13 protein-coding genes and 1 pseudogene are annotated in these 16,709 nt (G+C 68.8%); 8 read left to right on the top strand and 6 right to left on the bottom strand.

Annotation, left to right across the window (positions count from 1 at the left end; genetic code table 11):
- Positions 1-57 precede the first annotated feature (57 nt).
- Positions 58-1,305, top strand: a complete 1,248-nt coding sequence (locus ACFW9O_RS11980; RefSeq protein WP_384607904.1) for an ROK family protein — start codon at positions 58-60, stop codon at positions 1,303-1,305.
- Positions 1,306-1,743: 438 nt separating this feature from the next.
- A complete protein-coding gene (locus tag ACFW9O_RS11975) occupies positions 1,744-2,856 on the top strand; it encodes a lytic polysaccharide monooxygenase (protein WP_384607901.1) in 1,113 nt (370 codons plus the stop codon).
- 182 nt (positions 2,857-3,038) lie between these two features.
- On the opposite strand, the gene ACFW9O_RS11970 is transcribed toward ACFW9O_RS11975, so the two are convergent.
- Together ACFW9O_RS11970 and ACFW9O_RS11965 are read right to left on the bottom strand one after the other, a co-directional pair.
- Positions 3,039-4,157 (bottom strand): fatty acid desaturase family protein, encoded by a 1,119-nt coding sequence (locus ACFW9O_RS11970; RefSeq protein ID WP_384607899.1) that lies wholly within the window; start codon positions 4,155-4,157, stop codon positions 3,039-3,041.
- A gap of 7 nt (positions 4,158-4,164) precedes the next feature.
- Entirely contained in the window at positions 4,165-5,220 is a 1,056-nt protein-coding gene (locus tag ACFW9O_RS11965; RefSeq protein WP_384607896.1) for a ferredoxin reductase, read from the bottom strand.
- 86 nt (positions 5,221-5,306) lie between these two features.
- Between ACFW9O_RS11965 and ACFW9O_RS11960 the strand changes: the two genes are divergently transcribed.
- Positions 5,307-6,446 carry a PucR family transcriptional regulator gene (locus ACFW9O_RS11960; protein ID WP_384607894.1) on the top strand — a complete coding sequence of 380 codons (1,140 nt, stop codon included), beginning with the start codon at positions 5,307-5,309 and terminating at the stop codon, positions 6,444-6,446.
- 246 nt (positions 6,447-6,692) lie between these two features.
- Entirely contained in the window at positions 6,693-7,031 is a 339-nt protein-coding gene (locus ACFW9O_RS11955; protein ID WP_384607891.1) for a thioredoxin family protein, read from the top strand.
- A gap of 49 nt (positions 7,032-7,080) precedes the next feature.
- Here ACFW9O_RS11955 and ACFW9O_RS11950 read toward each other — a convergent pair.
- From ACFW9O_RS11950 to ACFW9O_RS11935, 4 genes and pseudogenes are all read right to left on the bottom strand, one after another.
- Positions 7,081-7,179, bottom strand: a pseudogene (locus ACFW9O_RS11950) (dTDP-4-dehydrorhamnose reductase); the annotation flags it as partial.
- 19 nt (positions 7,180-7,198) lie between these two features.
- On the bottom strand, positions 7,199-8,671 hold the full coding sequence (locus ACFW9O_RS11945; protein ID WP_384607888.1) for a hypothetical protein: 1,473 nt from the start codon (positions 8,669-8,671) through the stop codon (positions 7,199-7,201).
- A 420-nt stretch (positions 8,672-9,091) separates the two neighbouring features.
- Entirely contained in the window at positions 9,092-10,825 is a 1,734-nt protein-coding gene (locus ACFW9O_RS11940) for a PQQ-binding-like beta-propeller repeat protein (protein WP_384607885.1), read from the bottom strand.
- Between the two features lie 93 nt (positions 10,826-10,918).
- Positions 10,919-11,665 (bottom strand): hypothetical protein, encoded by a 747-nt coding sequence (locus tag ACFW9O_RS11935; protein WP_384607882.1) that lies wholly within the window; start codon positions 11,663-11,665, stop codon positions 10,919-10,921.
- Between the two features lie 790 nt (positions 11,666-12,455).
- Here ACFW9O_RS11935 and ACFW9O_RS11930 point away from each other — a divergent pair.
- The 4 genes from ACFW9O_RS11930 to ACFW9O_RS11915 all read left to right on the top strand — a co-directional run bounded on the left by ACFW9O_RS11930 (position 12,456) and on the right by ACFW9O_RS11915 (position 16,664).
- Positions 12,456-13,442: a WD40 repeat domain-containing protein gene (locus tag ACFW9O_RS11930; protein WP_384607879.1), complete on the top strand. Its 987-nt coding sequence runs from the start codon at positions 12,456-12,458 to the stop codon at positions 13,440-13,442.
- Positions 13,439-13,720: a hypothetical protein gene (locus tag ACFW9O_RS11925; RefSeq protein ID WP_384607876.1), complete on the top strand. Its 282-nt coding sequence runs from the start codon at positions 13,439-13,441 to the stop codon at positions 13,718-13,720. Before ACFW9O_RS11930 ends, ACFW9O_RS11925 begins: the two co-directional genes overlap by 4 nt.
- 450 nt (positions 13,721-14,170) lie before the next feature.
- Complete coding sequence (locus ACFW9O_RS11920; protein ID WP_384607873.1) at positions 14,171-14,662, top strand: SRPBCC domain-containing protein; 492 nt, start codon at positions 14,171-14,173, stop codon at positions 14,660-14,662.
- 601 nt (positions 14,663-15,263) lie between these two features.
- Positions 15,264-16,664, top strand: a complete 1,401-nt coding sequence (locus ACFW9O_RS11915; RefSeq protein WP_384607871.1) for an MFS transporter — start codon at positions 15,264-15,266, stop codon at positions 16,662-16,664.
- Positions 16,665-16,709 lie beyond the last annotated feature (45 nt).

The following is a 16,709-nucleotide window of genomic DNA, read 5'->3' as shown; positions in this document are numbered from 1 at the left end:
GGTACGGTGTGCGACCCCGTACCGCCCCCGCGACAACTCCCGAAGTACTGTCCGAGGGTGTCCAGAGGAAGTGAGTCCGTGAACATCCAGTACCGCGTGTTGAGTCTGCTGCGTGACAACGGCCCACTGTCCCGCGCCCAACTCGCGGACCGGCTGGAGGTTCCGCGCCCGCGACTGCTCGGCGAACTCGACCGCATGGTCGCCGCCGGGCGGGTCTGTGAGGCGGGCCCCGCCGCGTCGCGCGGCGGGCGGCGCTCCACCCTCGTCCGGCTCGACCCCGGCGTGCGGTTCGCCGCCGTCGATCTGGGCGCCAGCTCCATCGACATCGAGATCACCGACGGCGCCCTCGCGCCCGTGGCCTCCTGCTCCGAGCCGGCGGACATCCGCTCCGGACCGGTCGCCGTGCTCGGGCGTGTCAGCGAACTCCTGCGCACGATGGCCGGCCAGGGGCACTACACGCAACTCGACGCGATCGGCATCGGCCTGCCGGGACCCGTCAGCTTCCGCGAAGGCGTACCTGTCTCGCCGCCGATCATGGTGGGCTGGAACCGCTTTCCGGTACGCGACACCCTCTCCGTGGCGCACGGTTGCCCCGTCGTGGTCGACAACGACGTCAACGTGATGTCCCTCGGGGAGCAGCACAGCGGGATCGCGAGGACGGTCGACCACCTGCTCTTCGTGAAGATCGGCAGCGGCATCGGCTCCGGCATGCAGCACCACGGCCGCATCTACCGGGGCGCGGAGGGGTGCGCCGGCGACATCGGGCACGTCCAGGTCGAGGCCGAGGCGGACGGGCCCGTCTGCTCCTGCGGGAACACCGGCTGTCTGGAGGCGTACTTCGGCGGAGCGGCCCTGTCCAGGGACGCCACCGAGGCCGCACGGTCCGGCCGGTCGCCCGCCCTTGCCGAACGGCTGGCCGAGCGGGGGGTCTTGACCGCGCTGGATGTCGGGGAGTGCGCGGACGGCGGCGACAGCACGAGCGTCGGCCTGATCCGGGCAGGCGGCCACCGGGTCGGGCAGGTCCTCGCCACGCTGGTCAGCTTCATGAACCCGTCGATGATCGTGATCGGCGGCGGTCTGACCGGGCTCGGCTATCCCCTGCTCGCCGAGATCCGCAGCGTCGTGTACAAACGCTCGCTTCCCCTCGCCACCGGCAATCTGCCCATCGTCATGTCCGAACTCGGCCCCCGCGCGGGGGTCGTGGGCGCGGCGCTCCTGGCCAGCGAACTGGCGTACGGCGAGGCGTCGGTGGCCAGGGGCGTCCCGCGAGGAGAGGCCGCCGGACAGAGCGCCCTCCAGCACTGAGGCCCTGCGGACCCCCGCTGGCCCCGCTCCCGCAACGAGTAGCCCCAACGGCTTCCGTGTCCGGGTTGCCTTGGCGTTCGGCCCCGGACCGGTACGCGCGGGCCGACCGCACCTGCCATCGGCGTCCCGTGCGGGAGGCTCCCCGTTCGGGAGCGCTCCCAAGCAATCGACTGCCGCGGGGCACACCGCCGCGTCTTCCTCTCGCCCCGGCCTGCCTTTTCGGAAATCCGAGCGACATATTTCGTCCGATGGGTTGTCAGGGACACGCGGCGCTCCTACAGTCCCCTACAAACCAGCGCGTGGGAGCGCTCCCATTTTGGGTCGTCGTGCGCTCTGATCCCCTGATCGCCCATCAGTCATTTCGTCCCGCCACCGGTCGGTGACCGCACGGGACTAGCCCGACCGGAAGACAGTCCCCACACAGGCACAGGAGACACCATGACTCGACGCAAGAAACAACTTGCCTCCCTGGCAACGGTGCTCGCGACGTTACTCAGCGGGTTGGCCCTGACGCTGCTCGGCCAGGGCAATGCGCAGGCGCACGGCGTGACGATGACGCCGGGGTCGCGTACGTACCTCTGCATGCTGGACGCCAAGACCAGCACCGGCGCTCTGGACCCGACCAACCCGGCGTGCAGGGCCGCGCTCAACGAGAGCGGTGCGACCGCTCTGTACAACTGGTTCGCCGTGCTCGACTCCAACGCGGGTGGGCGAGGGGCCGGTTACGTCCCGGACGGAAAGCTGTGCAGCGCCGGCGACCGGTCGCCGTACAACTTCACCGGATACAACGCCCCCCGCGGTGACTGGCCTCGGACGCACCTGACCTCCGGGAACACGATCCAGGTGAAGCACAGCAACTGGGCGGCGCACCCCGGTTCGTTCCGGGTGTACATGTCCAAGCCCGGCTACTCGCCCACCACCGAACTGGGCTGGGACGACCTGGAACTGATCGAGACCGTCACCAACCCGCCGCAGACCGGCTCGCCGGGTGCGGACGGCGGCCACTACTACTGGGACCTGAACCTGCCCTCGGGCCGCTCGGGCGACGCGGTGATGTTCATCCAGTGGGTTCGCTCGGACAGTCAGGAGAACTTCTTCTCCTGCTCCGACATCGTCTTCGACGGCGGCAACGGCGAAGTGACCGGCATCCGCGGCTCAGGCAGCACCCCGACGCCGACGCCGACCCCGACGGACCCCACGCCCACACCTACGCCTACACCCACCGACCCCACCGACCCGCACTCCGGGTGCATGGCCGTCTACAGCGTGACCAACTCGTGGAGCGGCGGATTCCAGGGTTCCGTCGAGGTCATGAACCACGGCACGACAGCACGTGACGGCTGGGCCGTGAAGTGGACGCCCGGCACGGGCGCCAAGGTCAGCAGTGTGTGGAACGGTACGCTGACCACGGGGTCCGACGGCACGCTCACGGTCAAGAATCTCGACTACAACCGGACCATCCCGCCGGACGGCAGCGTCACCTTCGGGTTCACTGCGACATCGACCGGCAACAACTTCCCGATCGGCTCGATCGGCTGCGTCAACCCGTAGCCGCTGAGTGAAGCAGTGCCGGTTCCCGTGCCGTGCGGGAACCGGCACTGCTGTGTCTCCGGGCCCAAGGCTGCAAGCCCGGCATCGATCCACGCCCGCCTCGTCCGCGAGCTGGACGCTGTCCCCCGCGCCAGGCTGACCCGAGCCGGACACACAAGCGCCAACGCCCTGGCTACTGGGAATCAGGCCGCGACGAGGTCCTGCTCACGGTCCGGCGTCCTGACCTTGGGCTTCTTGTTCGGCAGCGAGAGCCGGAAGACCTTGCGCCACGCGGAGGCCACCTGCTTGGGCAGCGGCCCGGTGACGTACTCCAGCTCGTACTTTTCGAACAGCGCACGCACCTTCACCGCGACCTCGGCGTACCGGTTGCTCGGCAGGTCCGGGAACAGGTGGTGCTCGATCTGGTGCGACAGGTTGCCGGTCATGAAGTGCATGGCCCTGCTGCCGCTGATGTTCGCCGAGCCCATCATCTGGCGCAGGTACCACTGGCCGCGCGTCTCGCCCTTGATCGACCGGCGCTCGAAGACCTGCACGCCCTCGGGGAAGTGCCCGCACATGATCACCGAGTGGGTCCAGATGTTGCGGACCAGGTTCGCGGTGAACGTGGCGGCGAGCGTGGTGAAGAACGACGGGCCCGACAGCAGCGGGTGGATCACGTAGTCCTTGAGCACCTGCTTGCGGATCTTGCGGCCCACGGCCTTGGCCCGCGCGCGGAACTCCGGGTTCTTGCGGCGGCGCTTGTGCAGGTTCTTGCCGAGCTCCAGGTCGTACGCCGCGATGCCGTACTCGAAGAAGCAGGCGTTGATGAAGTTCCACAGCGGCTGGCCGAGGTGGAACGGGTGCCACTTCTGGTCTTCGTCGACGCGCATGATGCCGTAGCCGAGGTCGTTGTCCTTGCCGATCACGTTGGTGTACGTGTGGTGCAGCTCGTTGTGCGAGTGCTTCCACTGCTCGGACGGCGAGACGTGGTCCCACTCCCAGGTGGTGGAGTGAATCTTCGGGTCACGCATCCAGTCCCACTGGCCGTGCAGGATGTTGTGGCCGATCTCCATGTTTTCCATGATCTTCGCCACGGACAGACCTGCGGTGCCGATCAGCCACGCGGGCGGGAAGAACGAGAACAACAGCACACCCCTGCTGACCAGCTCGAGCTTGCGCTGCGCCGAGATGACCTTACGGATGTAGGCGGCGTCCTTCTCGCCGCGGCCGGCGATCACCTCGTCGCGGATCGCGTCCAGCTCACGGCCGAGCTCCTCGATCTGCTCCGCTGTCAGGTGGGCGGTGGGGTCGATGGCGGTCAAGGTGCTCCTACCGTTCGATGTCGCAGGGGCCCGCCGCGGCGGACACGCAGGTCTGGATGAGGACGCCCGGCTCGGCCTCGGTGATCTCGCCGGTGCGCAGGTCGCGGACGGCGCCCGCCTTGAGCGGCGTGACGCAGCCGAAGCAGATGCCCATGCGGCACCCGGAGGGCATGAGCACGCCGGCCTCCTCGCCGACGTCCAGCAACGGCGTGGCACCGTCCGCGTCGACCTTCTTGCCGGTGGCGCTGAACGTGACCTCGCCGCCGTCGCCGGCGACGACGATGCCGGGGCGGAAGCGTTCGGTGTGCAGGAGCTCTTGTACGCCGTGCTCGGCCCAATGCTCCTCGGCGGCGTCGAGCAGGCCCGCGGGCCCGCAGGCCCAGGTCTCGCGCTCGGCCCAGTCGGGCACGAGTTCGTCGAGACGGGCGATGTCGAGCATGCCGTCCGTGTCGGTGTGCACCTCGGTGAGCCGCAGCTTCTTGTCCGCGACCAGGTCGTGCAGTTCGCTGCGGAAGATCACGTCCTGCGGCTGCGGCGCGCAGTGGACCATGACGACGTCGTCGAACTCGGTGTCGCGCAGCATGCCCATCACGGGCGTGATGCCGCTGCCGGCCGTCAGGTAGAGCACCTTGGCGGGCTCGGCCTGCGGCAGCACGAAGTCGCCGGTCGCCTGGTCGAGCTGGATCAGCGTGCCCGGTTCCGCCCTGCGGACCAGGTGGTTGCTGACCTTGCCGTCCGGGATCGCCTTCACGGTGATCGTGACGCGGCCGTCCTGGCGGTCGGTCGGCGAGGTGATGGAGTAGGCGCGCCACAGGCGCACCCCGTCGACGTCGACCCCGATTCGCACGTACTGACCGGCGGTGTGGCCGCGCCAGCCCCGTCCCGGCCTGATCACGATGGTCGCGGCGTCACCCGTCTCGGGGTGCACGGCCTCGATGCGCCCACGTAGGTCGGCGCCCGCACGCAGCGGGCTGACCAGGTCGAGGTAGTCCGACGGCAGCAGCGGCGTCGTGACCGTCTCCAGCAGTTTCCATGCCCTGCTGCGAAGGGCTGCACTCGTCATGACTTCAGCTTGATACGCCTCAGGGCGTAAAGTCCTGACCGCAGGACGTGAATCTGATCAGCAGAATTGTTCGCAGGGAACAAAACATGAGCCATGCAATCCGGAGGGCCGGCGAACTGGCCCTCAATGAGACAACGGTCACCGTGCTTCGGGCCTCGCTGAAGACCACCGCCGACGAGGTCGTCCAGGCGATCATCGACGAGGTCCCTCCCTACGCCAACGCTCTGTCCGGCCGCATGGGCGGCACCATCCGCCGAGCCGTCCGCACCGCCCTGGGGCACTACCTGGACCTCGCGAGCGGGAACGCCACAGGCGGCGACGGTGGTGACGCGGCCTACGAGCTGGGCCGCGGCGAGGTGCGCGACGGCCGTTCGATGGACGCCCTGCTCAGCGCCTACCGCGTCGGTGCCCGCGTGGCCTGGCGATGCCTGGCAGCGGGTGCCGTACCCGCAGGTCTGCCCGCCGCCGAGGTCGCCAAGTTCGCCGAGCTGACCTTCGCCTACATCGACGAGCTCTCCGCCGCGAGCGCCGCGGGCCACGCCGACGAACTGGCCGCCCGGGGCCGGGCCCACGAGCTCCACCTGGAACACCTGGCCCGCGACCTCCTCGCCGGCGCGAGCCCGGACGTGCTGCTGGCCTCTGTCCAACGGGCCGGGTGGCAGCCTCCGGTTTCGCTGACCGCGGTCCTGCTGCCCGCCGCCCAGGCCCGGCCGGCCTACCGCACGCTCGACCCGAGCACCCTCGTCCTCGACGATCTGCCGGACGCCACCGGTGTGCTGCTCGTCCCCGATGCCGACCGATCGCATCTCTTGCGGCAGCTGACCGACCGCACCGCCGTGGCCGGCCCGGCCCGGCCATGGACCCGTGCGTCCGCCTCGTACGCACGAGCCATGCGCGCGCGCTCCCTCTCCTCCGAGATTCGCGACACCGAGGACCACCTGCCCGAACTGGTGCTGAGCGCCGACGTGGACGCATTCGCAGACCTGCGTACCCGAGCCCTCGCGCCGTTGCGGACCTTGCCTGTCGCGACCGCACGGCGGCTGGAGGAGACGTTGCGGGAGTGGCTGCTGCACCAGGGCAGGCGGGACGAGGTGGCCGCGGCGTTGTTCGTCCATCCCCAGACAGTCCGGTACCGGATGTCGCAGCTGCGGGACCTGTTTCCGGATCTCGCATCGCCACACCGGGTCCTTGAACTGACGCTGGCGGTCGGTCTTCGGGTCAGCTGACGCGTACTTCGACCGTCCATGATCGGCAATCTGGGCCGCTGTACCCTGCACGCGGCTTTCCTGCCGTCTGGAGGGCACCGTCCTGGCACGAGCTGAAGCCGGACACCTCTCGCGGGGCACCGTGGTTCTGTAACGGCCCCGTGGCTCCCTTCCGACATGCCGACCGGACGACCGACCGGGCCGGCCTGGCACACCGCGCGGGGGATGATGGGGATGGAATGACGGAATATGAGGTCAGGAGCTTCCATGGCGAAGCGGGTTCACCGACCCCGTGAGGACGCGGAGTTCAATTTCATCCTCGGAATGAGCGGAGTTCCGGTCCTCGCATACTTCACCGGGACATGGCCCAAGGCAATCGAGCCCTGCCGGGTGATGGACCTCGTCGTGGGTGGCATCGCCGACGACTACATGGGCCGCTTGACGGTTGTCCGCGCCGACATCACACGTTGTCCGGCCGCAACCGAGCGATACGGGATCACCGGAGCCCCGTCCTACGTCCTGCTGAAGGAGGGAGAGGCGGTGGCGCACGGCACGGGGCCTATGACCAGCGCCGAGGTACGGAAGTTCCTGGACGGCCACCTCTGAGCGGCCCGCTGCGGCACGTGGCCGCGACGCCCGTCACGTCTCGTCTTGGGTCGCTGGACACGTGGACCGTGCGGGCGCCGTACCTGGCCGCCACCATCGCGAGCCGGATGGGGCCTTCTGCCGTAGTCGCCCAGTCGGCCAGGCCGCTCACTACGCACAATCAAGCGTCACAAGCCTGCGAGGGCGAGCAGCTGGTGCATACATGTGGTTGGCAGGTTGGGGTTTGTGGCTGCGGCAGCCGCGACAGATTCCGAAGGATCAGCCAGCAGCCGCGTCAGGTCCTCGGCCGGAAGCCTGGGATGGGTGGCGATGGTGCGGCGCACCATGGGGTCGGGGTCAGCTGCTAGACGGCGCGCGAGTTCCAAGGGCAGGTCAGGATCGCGCGGGGCCAGCTGCCTCATTCTCGGGTCGGTGTCCGTGGCCAGGCGTCGAAGTACGTCTGCCGGGAGTGGGAAGTCGTCGGCCGGACGCCATCGGACCCCCTTGTGCGGGCGGTAGTTTCGGTCGATGCGCTCGGCAGTGTCGGGATCGATCTGGTCCCGGGCGTGGAGAGCCATCGTGGTGCGGACGCTGCTCTCCTCGTCGTCGAGCAGTTGGGCAACGAACGGCTGTGGGAGCTGGTCGGACATCGCTGCCGAGGCACGAAAGCAGACGTATGGCGAGTCCACATACGGCAGCGGGTCGGTCGTCACCCACGGCAGGCGCAGTGTCCGGAGCTCCGCTCGGGCTATCTCGCCCATGAGTTCCCGTTCGAGAGCGTCGTCGTCCAGGGGTTCAGGGTTCGCGAGCCAGTCCAATGGGGGTGCGTCGGACAGGATCCGTGCATGGATCGCGGCTCGAGTCGGCTCCGGGGTGTCCTGACGGGCGAAGACACGGAGCGCGACGCGCTGGTTGGGGTCCTGGGCGAGCTGGTCGCGCACTGCCGCTGGGAGATCGGGGTGTTCCGCGAGTTCCTCGCGCACCTCATCGTTCGAATCCTCGGCCAGCCGGCGGGCGGTGGCGGTGTCCAGCGTGCAGTGGCGTACCGCCCCGGCGCGCGTGACCGGGTCGGCCAGCAGCTCCGGAAGGAGGTCTGTCGGCGGAACGGGATGGGGAATCCGGCGGAAGTAGGTGGCACAGGCCCCTGCTCGTACTGAGTCGTCGGGATCTGTCAGCAGCAGTCGGCGCACCGTTTCCGGCGCCGTCGTCCACCATTGGGCAAGCGTCGTCCGGATCTTCGGGTTCGCGTCCGCCGCCAACCGGGCCCTCAGATCTGCCGGCACGTGATCGCTCTCCGCCAAGTGTTCGCGAACCTGCGGGTCGGCGTCGCCGAGCAGCCGTTCGAACAGCCCTCGCGGTGCGCCGTCCGCAGCAACGGCTACAGCCCTGCGAATTGCGGGATCTGGGTGCTCGGCGAGCACCATCCGGAAGGCTTGTGGGAGGCTGCGGTTGAGGGCGAGCGAGTGTGTCAGCCAGTGATCGTCTGTGGCAATGATCTCGGCGATCACGTCATCGTTCAGGTCCGGCCGCTTGGCCACGCTGCCGAAGCCCTTGCGACAGCCGAGGAGACGGCGCACGAGTTCGGACGGCAGGGAAGGGTTTTCCGCCAGCCCGTCCACCACCTTGTCGAGATGCACGGGCGGCGGTACGGCGTCCGACATAGAAGTGTCCCTTCTGCCTCGTGACCCGACCACCGAATTTCTCACGCGCGTTCGTCGGGTGATCGGGCCACGTCAGCACGGGAGTCAGCTCCGCCCTCGCGAAGTGTGCTGAGCAGTGCAACGCGGACTGCTCTCCTCTGCCCACCGGCTCCGTCTGCTGGGCGGTGGATCCCGTCCGCCCTACTGCGCGCAGCTGGCCGTCGACACGCGCTCAGCAACGGGCACGTCGCGCTCTACCTGCCGTTGCCCAGCAGTTTCCCCTCCGGCACTCGAGAGATCTGGGACCAGATCGCCACCGAACTCACGCGCGCGGGGATCGGCCCTGCCCCCGGTAAACGGGCCGCCACCGCTTTCCGGCGCGTTGAACAGGCAGTGACCGCCTGGCTCGACAAGGACCGCACGGGTCGCAGAGCTTGTGTCTCATTCCCGGCGCCCGCCCCGCTCGGACAGGTGCAGGGCGACCCGTCGTACCAGCGCCTGGTGCGCCGGTTCGTCCTCGCCAGCGGCGACCCCGAGGACATACCGGCCGGACACCACGGTGGCGTGGGCCACAGGTCTCGACTCCAGGCCCGTCCGGTAGGTGTACAGCCAGGCCCCGCTCCGCGGCTTCTCGATCTCGGCCGTCACGCACCCGCCGAGTGACGGGGCGCAGCCCCAGGGCACGGCGCTGGCCGCGTATGTCCGGGCTGCCGTCGCGTCGGGCGCGGCCCAGCGCACAGTGACGGAGAAGACGTCGCTGTCGTCACCGGACTCCGTGGCGAAACGGCACACACTCGGGTGCGGCAGTCGCACTCCGCGCATGGTGCGACTCTGCTTCTCCGGCAGCGCGAAATAGTCCGGGGCGAGTTCCGAGAGGAGTCCGGCGTCCACCAGGCCACAAGCGTCGGGCCAGTGTCGTGGTCCCGATCCCCCCAGTGCGACGGGCCGGGCCGCGTCCTTGGCACGATGCCCCGGCCGCAGTCCGGTAAAGCGGGTTCCCTTCGCTTCCTCACTGCGGACCACGAGCAGTTCCCCGCTCGCCCCCAGCAGCGTTCCGGCGACCGGCCAGGGCACCGAGGCGGTCCGGCGGCCGTCAAGATCCACGAAGGTGCTGGCTCCGGGCCCCTGCCCGGCGGCGTCCCCGACGGACCAGCGCACGTCTCCGGAGTACGAGCCGTCCGTGTTCGTGTCTTCGACGATCAGCCCGTCCTTCATGAAGGGGATGCCGTTCAGGGGGCGGGCACGATTCCAGGCGGGCTTCCCGGTGTCCGCCCGGAAGGCCCGGAGTTTCTGGTCGATGCCCGCATACACGACCCCCTGTTCCTCCCCCAGCGGATATCCGGACCCCGCCTGCCGCAGGATCTCCTCACCCGACTCCGTGAGCAACCGGAACTCATCGTCCATGCGTACTCCGAGGGCCCCGTCCACCGCACTGACATGAATGAGCTCTCCACGCCCCAGACGCTTCCGCCATGCGGGCCTTCCGTCGCTCTCGTCCACCGCCTGGAGTTGTGCAGCCTCGTCCGTGCAGTGGCGGAGCAGGAGGAGACGGGTCGACGTCGCCGCAATTTGGTAGGGATCGTCCAGGTAAGGGTGGGGCGTGGCGCAGTGGGTGTCCAACCGCACGTCCCACCGGGCCGCGCCGGTACGCGGATCGAGGGCCAGGGCTCGATCGCTCTCCATGACCACCGGTCCCCAGTCCGCCATGAGAACGCCTCCGACGGCGAAGTCACCGGCCCCCTTGCCGTCCGGGCCAGGGGCTGCCCTGCGATGCCACAGCTCGCGCCCGGTCGCGGGATCGTACGCCCGCAAGGTGTCCTTGAAGTGGTCCTGCGTGTCCACGAGGAGGAGCACACCGCCCGACAGCCCCAGGTCGGGGGAATCCTCCGCGAAGCCGTTCACGGTGGAGAGGAGCCGGCCGCTCCGTGGGTCCAGGACGCGGACTGAGCGGCCTACGGGGACCGCCAACGCCTCGTCGTCGAGGGCTGGTGGCACGTCGCGTGCGTCCAGCGCCCGCCCGGTGGTCACGTACGACCAGGCCACCTCCAGGGTATTCGGAGGCCCGGACGGCTTGGCGACGGTCTTCCCGTCGCCGATGAGCAGCATCAGCAGGACGACGACCAGCAGGCCCGCTCCCGCCGCACGCAGGTCCGTACGCGAACTCCGACGTGCCATACCGCTCCCCCGTCTCCCAGAACTTCCCGTAGCTTTGCGGGTCTTCCCAGCTTCTTGCGGGCCTTCCCCGAAGCTGTGGGCACCGCGCGCCGGTCAACACGGCGCCGCGGGCGACCATCGGCAGGGCCGGGAGTCGTCCTCGAGCCGGAACCCTCCGTTCGGCGACCCCGAGTACACAGCCTTGTACTCCGCGGCGTATCCGGTGACTGCATACCGGCTCCCCCTCGGGACAGGCACGGGGACAGCGCCTTCCTTCCCGTTCCGCACGTAGCGGACGCTCAGCCGGAACTCTCGGGACCCCTTCGCGGCTACGAAGATCGCCGACAGGTTGACCTGCTCGCCCGGCGCGAGCGTGACGACGTGCTCGTCGAAGTACCGATCGACCGAGCCCTTCCCGGTCAGGAACACTGGCCGGGGGCTGTCCAGGTCCGCGTACAGCTGGATCTTCGGCTCACCTCCGGCGCCCTCCTCGCACAGCAGCGTTCCGGCGAACGGCGGTGCGGGACGCGGCTGTTCGGGCTCGATGTCGATCGAGGTGATGGTGAGAGGCTGCCTACCGCCTTCGATCGTGAGTTCGGTGGTGAGTTCACCGGCCCGCGCGCCGCGATGGCGCCGGACGACCGCGGCCACGTCACCGCCGGTCACGATCTCCGCCCGATCCTGCGGCGAGGAGATCCTGTCCTTCAGGGCCGTGCAGCCACCGTCGTCGCCGTCCTGCCGGGCGGACACGGTGAACGGCGCGGACGGAGGGCTCGCCGAGGGGCTGCCCGTGGCGGCGGGAGCGGCAGGTTCGGGCTCGCCGCCCAGGCCCAGGCCGTTGAGGGCGAGGGCGGTCAGCACGGCGCCGAGCACAGGTATGCCGACCCCGAGATAGAGCAGCCGTCCGTGCTTCCGCCACCATGGTTCGGCGGCGGTATCCGGTGTCCCGCGTGACGTATCGGGCCGAGGTGTACGCGAACCGCGCGACCCCCCTCGCAACGTGGTCCGATTCCTCACCCATGTCCCCCGGTGGCTCACACATCCCTTGTTGCCACGGTCAGGCCGAACGGCACCGCTCCCTGGCCCCGGACCGACGCCCCGTACGCGTACTCCTGCTCCACGAGCCCCGGCGAGATCGAGCGTAGCGGCCGGTCCGGCATTCGCGCGTACGGTTTCCAGGTACTGCTCCGTACCCTTTACCGCGTCTCCAGCCCCTGCTCACCATGCGTACTGAATCCGCGTCACCTGCCCGGTGCCGAGTGTGGGAAGGGTGAAGGTCCTCCTCGCGGACACGCGCCCGCCACCCCCGAACATATCGTGCCGTCATGCCATATGAGTTAGTTCTGCCCGCCCCTCAGAGCGGGCAGACGACAGATCAGGGATGCCCGTCCGCCACGGACACCTGCAAGGGCCACACAGCGGAGGAAGGGCCATGACACCCGACGCGGACGCCGGTGCACCCCGGCCCCGAATCGGCCGTCCGGCGCGGCGGCCGAACCGACGCACCCTCCTCCTTGGCGCGCTCGGGACCGTGGCCGCTGCGGCCGTCGCCGTACCCACCGCGCTCACCATGTCGTCCTCCGGGCGGTCGGATCCCGCCCCGCCCTCCCGGTCCCAAGGACCACGCAGCCAACAGCGACTGTCTCGCCCCTTGATCGCAAAAACGAACTTCAGAGGTGTGTACGCCCTGGCGTTCAGCCCGGACAGCAAGATCCTCGCTGTCGGACTGCTCGACGGAGGTATCGAATTCTGGGACCCGCGGACCTTGACCCCCACCGTCAAGCTCAGAAAGCCCAGCGAACGGTACGACGGGGTCCTCGACCTGGCCTTCAGCAGGGACGGGACGCTGCTCGCCGGCTGCGACGGCGTGAGCACGACTCTGTGGAACGTGGCCGCACGCGAGGAGATCGCGACGCTCACCGACACCGAGATCGATCCCGTCAAGGTGCAGTCACTGGCGTTCCATCCGCACGCCGACGTCCTGGCCTGCGCCAACATGCACGCGACGGTCAATCTGTGGGACACCGGCACTCATGAGAAACTCGCGACGCTGATCGACCCGATCGGCTACACGGACAGCCGGAAGAAGTCGGTCGAGTCGGTCGCCTTCAGCCGCGACGGCAGCACGATCGTTACCAGTCACGAGGCGTGCAACGTACGCTTCTGGGACCTCTCCACGGGCGAAATCATCAGCACGATCGACGGCCTCGAACTGCCGGTACTCGGACTCGCCTACAGCCCCGACGGATCCTTGTTGGCCGGTGGCACCGCGAGCTTGAGCACCAGGGACGGGCAGGTCAAGCTGTGGTCGGCGGACAGCCAGGAGGAGGTCGCGACCCTCACGGTGCCCTACGTCACCACCCCCGGAGAGGCGATCCCCCGTAAGGAGCGCATCGCCCAGTATGTGAATTCCGTGCAATTCAGTCCCGACGGCGAGACCGTGATCGGTTCGGTCAACGGCGACCCCCTCATCGTGCTGTGGGACGTCGCCACCCGAAAGGTCGTCGACATCGAGGAAAAGCGGACCTACCAGGACAGCGCGGACTATGACATCGCGCATCCGATGCGGATCAGCCCGGACGGAACCATGGTCACCGCCGGACTCTCCAGCGACGTGGCCCTATGGAAGCTGCCGTGACAGGACAGCGACTCCTGGGACCGCCCCCGGGCGGAGCCGGACTCGGCCGCCGCGATGTCGCGCCCACGGTCCTGTCCGGCCCGATCCCCCGCCTGCCACCGTGCGGCAGGTGTGGCTGCGGTGTCCGCGCCGGCCGACGAACCATGGCCGCGGTCTCCGGGCCGAAGGCCCCCTACGCCCAGGCCGCGGCCGCGGTCGGCCCGAACGGCGTCAATGTCCAGCGGACCAACACCGTCGCCTCGACAAGCATGACCGCCGCCGGTACTGCGTCGAGCTGACCTCGGCCGTCGACGCCACCAAGGCCGTCCCCGTCGCCACCCTTTCCAACTCCGCCGAAGGGGCAGCGAAGTCCGCGTCTCGCGCAACCACAGCGCCTGCCCGGCCAACTCGATCCGCGTCACCAACGGCACACCGGCAGACCAGCCGTTCCACCTGGTCATCCCTAGCGACTCCAACCCGGGGGTGCTCCGTCCGGATACCCGGCCGGAACACCCAGCCCGGTCCCGGATGCGAGCCGGGGCCGTTTCACGCGGACCGAGCCCCGACGCCGGACATTACAAGGGTGGGATGACAAGCCGGCGAACAGGGCGCAGCGGGGGGATGGGGGCCGTGCTGCTCCCACGTCTCCGTCAGAGGGCCGGCAGGGCGTTGTGTAAGCGCGGGGACTGTCCTCACACCGCCCCTGGCCAGCGAGATCGCGGTCTAAGGCTGGGATACTTACGATAAGCATGCGGGTCAATCTCGGCGCCTTCGGTTGGAGGAGGTTCGCGATGACACACGATGGCGGGCTGAGGCTGCATCTGCAGCGTGTCCTCCGGGCACCGCGCTCGGTCGTATTCCGAGCGTTGACCGAACCGCAGGAACTGGCCAAGTGGTGGGGCCCTGACGGTTTCACCATCCCAAGTGTGGAAAGCGACCTTCGGCCAGGCGGTAGGTATCGGATCGCCATGCAGCCTCCGGAGGGCGATCTGTTCTACCTGGTGGGGGAATTCGTTGAGGTCGACCCTCCGGAACGCCTGTCCTGCACCTTCCGGTGGGAGGATCCCGATCCCGAGGATCGGGAGACGGTGGTGACGCTGTCGCTTCGCGATATCGGCGGTACACGGGCCGAGTTGGTCATCAGCCAGGGTGACTTCGCCACTGTGGGGCGCCAAGCTCTTCACGAGGAGGGCTGGGCTCAGAGTCTCAACAAGCTGGAGGAGCTGGTGTCGTCGGCCTGAGAGCCGCGGGGAGGGGCCCTGACGGCGGCCGTACCTTTTCTTCGCACCGCCCCTGAACAGCAAGATCGCGATCTACGGCTGGAGTACTACGGGCGCTCTTGGCGCGGGCCACCCATCGAACTCTTCTGCCCCCGCCGCTCCCAGCAGCGCCGGCGTCCGATTCGCTCGCGCGTTGTGCCGCCCCTCTTGCCAGCCCGTCTTCAGCCGCCGCAAACCGGCCTTCGCCGTCTCCATTCCGAGGATGCAAACGAAACCTGCAGCCGTCCGCTCCCCCACGAATTGCCCGACTGCAACGCAGCGTAGTCAGCACCAAGTCAGCACGGGGGAGGTTAAGACGGGTGATGATGTGGGCTTTTGGTCAGCACCGAACCAGCACGGGAGTCAGCACCGCCCTCGCGAAACCTGCCGAACAGCGCAACTCGGACAGTCCCTACCCGCCTGCCCCACAAGGCGGGACCAGGCCCCGAACACCACCTCGTAGCCCCCGCCCGCACACCCGCGACCCGAACTATGGTGTCCCGCCACATACGCGCCTGACCTGCCCCTTCCTACGGTATGGCGACACGGAAACGTCCCCGCCAACTGTCCGGAAGTGGTATCCATGGCCGCCCCAGCAACCGCTCCCCCACCCGCCTCGAACCTCCGCCGCGTCGTCGCCGCGAGTCTCGTCGGGACCACCGTGGAGTGGTACGACTTCTTCCTCTACGGATCGGCTGCCGCGCTGGTCTTCAACAAGCTGTTCTTCCCCGGCTCCGAACCGCTCGTCGGAACCCTGCTCGCCTTCCTCACCTACGCGGTCGGCTTCGCAGCCCGGCCTATCGGGGCCCTGGTGTTCGGGCACTACGGTGACCGGCTCGGCCGTAAGAAGCTGCTGGTGCTGAGCCTTTTGCTGATGGGTGGTGCGACCTTCGCCATCGGGCTCCTGCCGACCCACGCCACCATCGGTTTGGCCGCCCCCGTCCTGCTCACGGTTCTGCGGCTGGTGCAGGGCTTCGCCCTCGGCGGCGAATGGGGTGGGGCCGTGCTGCTCGTCTCGGAGCACGGTGATGCGAAGAGGCGAGGGTTCTGGGCGTCCTGGCCGCAGACCGGAGCGCCCGCGGGTCAGCTGCTGGCGACCGGCGTGCTCTCCGCGCTCACCGCACTGATGTCCGACTCCGCCTTCGAGGCGTGGGGCTGGCGCATCCCCTTCCTGCTCTCCGGCCTCCTCGTGATCCTCGGCTTGTGGATTCGTCTCTCTGTCGATGAATCGCCCGTGTTCAAAGCCGCCCTCGCCCAGGCCGAACAGCGCAAGGCATCGGCCACGACGGCCGAGAAGATGCCGCTCGTCGCCGTGCTGCGCGATCACTGGCGGGATGTGCTGATCGCCATGGGTGCCCGGATGGCCGAGAACATCAGCTACTACGTGATCACCGCGTTCATCCTCGTGTACGCGGTGACGTCCGCGGAACTGAGCAAGCAGACCGCGCTCAATGCCGTGCTCATCGCGTCCGCCGTGCACTTCGTCGTGATCCCGGCCTGGGGCGCACTGTCCGACCGCATCGGGCGTAGGCCGGTCTATCTGATCGGCGCGATCGGCGTGGGGCTGTGGATGTTCCCGTTCTTCGCGCTGATCGACAGCCGGAGCTTCGGGAGTCTGCTGCTCGCCGTCACCGTGGGGCTGATCTTCCACGGCGCGATGTACGCACCCCAGGCGGCGTTCTTCTCGGAGATGTTCTCGACACGCATGCGCTATTCGGGCGCGTCGATCGGCGCCCAGTTCTCGTCGGTCGCCGCGGGTGCCCCGGCGCCGCTCATCGCCACGGCGCTGCTCGTGGAGTTCGACAGTTCGACGCCCATCTCCCTGTACGTCATCGCGGCGGCACTGCTCACGGTGCTGGCGATCGTCTGCGCCAAGGAGACGCGGAACACGGACCTCAGCGACATCGGCGCGGAGGCCGGTAAGCAGCCCGGAGAGGTTCCGGGAGCCCGGGCCGAACTGCCCGCCGATTCCCGCACTTCCTGAGCCGTTCACGCCGAGGGGCCGGCCACCACCCGTCGGGTGGTGGCC

The organism is Streptomyces sp. NPDC059499 (genome assembly GCF_042749285.1).
In the GTDB taxonomy this organism is placed as follows: Bacteria; Actinomycetota; Actinomycetes; order Streptomycetales; family Streptomycetaceae; genus Streptomyces.
Note: the sequence above shows the minus strand (reverse complement) of the source record. Positions and strands in the feature narration are given on the sequence as shown.